General features: G+C 37.9%; 2 protein-coding genes and 2 pseudogenes. 1 reads left to right on the top strand and 3 read right to left on the bottom strand.

The window, feature by feature from the left end; translation table 11 throughout:
- A pseudogene (locus tag FTU19_RS16090) lies at positions 1 to 125 on the top strand (ketoglutarate semialdehyde dehydrogenase); the annotation flags it as partial.
- Positions 126 to 233: 108 nt separating this feature from the next.
- Here the strand turns inward: FTU19_RS16090 and FTU19_RS16085 are convergent.
- The 3 genes and pseudogenes from FTU19_RS16085 to FTU19_RS16245 form a co-directional block, all read right to left on the bottom strand.
- Complete coding sequence (locus FTU19_RS16085) at positions 234 to 1,166, bottom strand: IS5 family transposase (protein ID WP_180131910.1); 933 nt, start codon at positions 1,164 to 1,166, stop codon at positions 234 to 236.
- Between the two features lie 522 nt (positions 1,167 to 1,688).
- On the bottom strand, positions 1,689 to 2,159 hold the full coding sequence (locus FTU19_RS16080) for a transposase family protein (protein WP_180012239.1): 471 nt from the start codon (positions 2,157 to 2,159) through the stop codon (positions 1,689 to 1,691).
- Positions 2,107 to 2,306, bottom strand: a pseudogene (locus FTU19_RS16245) (IS5/IS1182 family transposase); the annotation flags it as partial. The pseudogene FTU19_RS16245 and the gene FTU19_RS16080, both read right to left, overlap by 53 nt.

The raw sequence follows: 2,306 nt of genomic DNA, 5'->3' as shown, positions 1-2,306 counted from the left end.
GTTATCTACGTCCGGTCTGCTACCAGAACTATCCGCAAAGTCTGTTGCCTGAAGCATTAAGAGATGAGAATCCACTGAACCTGCTGAGACTCGTCAATGGGGAAATGACTCAAAACAGAATTTAAAAATAAACACTAGAATATGGGTAATAACATATAAGTGTTTAAATCTATTTGATAGGGGCTTTGTTGCACAAAGATTTGAAATGCAAAGCGCCCCTAATTGAGCCAAATTTAAGGCATAACTTGGGTAAGTGATCGACCTAATTCCGTAAATCTGTTGAGGACTGTTACACGTGCATGAATCTCATTCACTTGGCTATCAAAACTCCTTGCACTGAGTTTATCTCCTAATAATTTGATGCAATGCATCTTAGTTTCAACCAAACTTCGCCGATGATATCCTGACCATTTTTTCCATAGTGTCCTGCCTAAACGTTTAATTGTTCGAAGTAATTCATTTCGCTCTAGCGAGCTACTCTTTGTATCTTTCCATGGTTTCGCATTTTTTCTAGGTGGAATCACCGCATGCCCTTGCCGATCTGCAATGACCTGACGGCATTGCTTGGTGTCATAAGCTCCATCGGTATAAACAGAGTCAATCCGCTCATCTTGTGGAATCTGATTAAGTAAATCACCAAGCACCTGTGAATCACTGACATTATTGGTTGTAAGCTGAACTGCTCGTATTTGCAGGGTTTTGGCATCTATACCAATATGTAGTTTACGCCATTGGCGACGATATTCAGGTCCATGTTTCTTGCGTTTCCATTCGCCCTCACCTAGAAACTTCATGCCTGTAGAGTCCATGAGTAGATGCAGCCCATCTCTACTTTTTTGGTAGCTGATTACAATATCAATATGCTTTTGTCTTCTACAAAGCGTGGTGTAATCTGGAGCTATCCAATTTAATCCGCAAAGTTTAATCAGACTTTGCACAAAGCCAGTAACCATACGTAGAGACAGACGGAATAAGGATTTAATCATTAAGCAGCATTGGATGGCTGCGTCGGAGTAGGTTTGATTTCGCCCTTGTTTGCCTTTTGATGGCGCATACCATTGCGTAGCAGGATCAAACCAAATGGCAATATTTCCGCGACTCATGAGTGCTCGGTTATATGCGGGCCAATTGGTTGTGCGGTAGATTTTGTGTGTAGGCTTCTTCATTTGAAAATTATATCGCTGAAAAAGCCTTTACAGATAGGTTTGTGCAACAAAGCCGTTCTAAGCTAAATAAATCTTTGCCACATTTTTTGCCACACTTTTTTTAATGGCTATCACAAACTATCATATGCAAGTAATTGAATAATAGATAATTCAATAACTTATATTAGATAGAAATTGATAGGGTTGAGTTCTAGTGAGTTCAACTCCCGCCATCTCCACCAAAATTCTTTTTATAAATCAGCCACTTATATTAAGTGGCTTTTTTATTGGCTACATGTTTATTTTAAGCGTTTACCAAATTCAGTTTAAGATGAAAAAGTTTTTTAATATTAGCTGATTACTTAGGGTATTTAATTAATCATAGTTAAAACTTAATTATTCAAAGGCGAATAATGATTGATAATTGCTGATAGGTTTTATATTAAAGAGATAATTTTTAAAAACTGGAATGAAAGTTAATTTTCCAGATATGTATTTAAACAGAAAAACTTATGAGTCGAGATATTAGATTTCTTTCATAAGTCATTTTTCACTCAGCTCCAAGTTATAAATTCCAGCAATTAGATTGAATCTTAATGCTAGTCTTTTGCCTCGATTGCGATATCGCTCAGCAAGAATTTTGAAGGTTTTCAAACTGCCAAATACATGCTCAATTCCAATTCTTCTTTTATTGATTTCCTGATTATAGATTTTTAGTTCGGAATCCAGTTTACAGCGCTTCTTTGCTTTTAATGGCAACAAGCTATTTGGATACACTGTATAAATTCCCTGATAACCCTTATCCGCAAGGATAAATGCACCTGCAGGAATCTGATTCAAGTTACGTTTGAAGAGTTCGAAATCATGTACGGCACCACGACTCGTACATAAACTCAGGATTTTTTGAGTTTGATAATGAATGATGGCCTGTACTTTGAAAGTGTGGGTCTTTTTCTTGCCGCTATAGCTTTTCTTCTGTTTTTTTAGGCCTTTGGATTGGAATTTCCGTGGCATCCACGATTACAACATTCCAGTCGATGCCTTCGCCCTCGGGTAAATCTTTGGGTAAATTAAACAGATTGGACCGAATCAGGCAGTCTTCAACATGACGGACAATTCTTGAGGCTGTGGGCTCTGAAACCCCGTAACTCGTCGCAACGT

Source organism: Acinetobacter sp. YH12072 (genome assembly GCF_013419565.1).
In the GTDB taxonomy this organism is placed as follows: Bacteria; Pseudomonadota; Gammaproteobacteria; order Pseudomonadales; family Moraxellaceae; genus Acinetobacter.
Note: the sequence above shows the minus strand (reverse complement) of the source record. Positions and strands in the feature narration are given on the sequence as shown.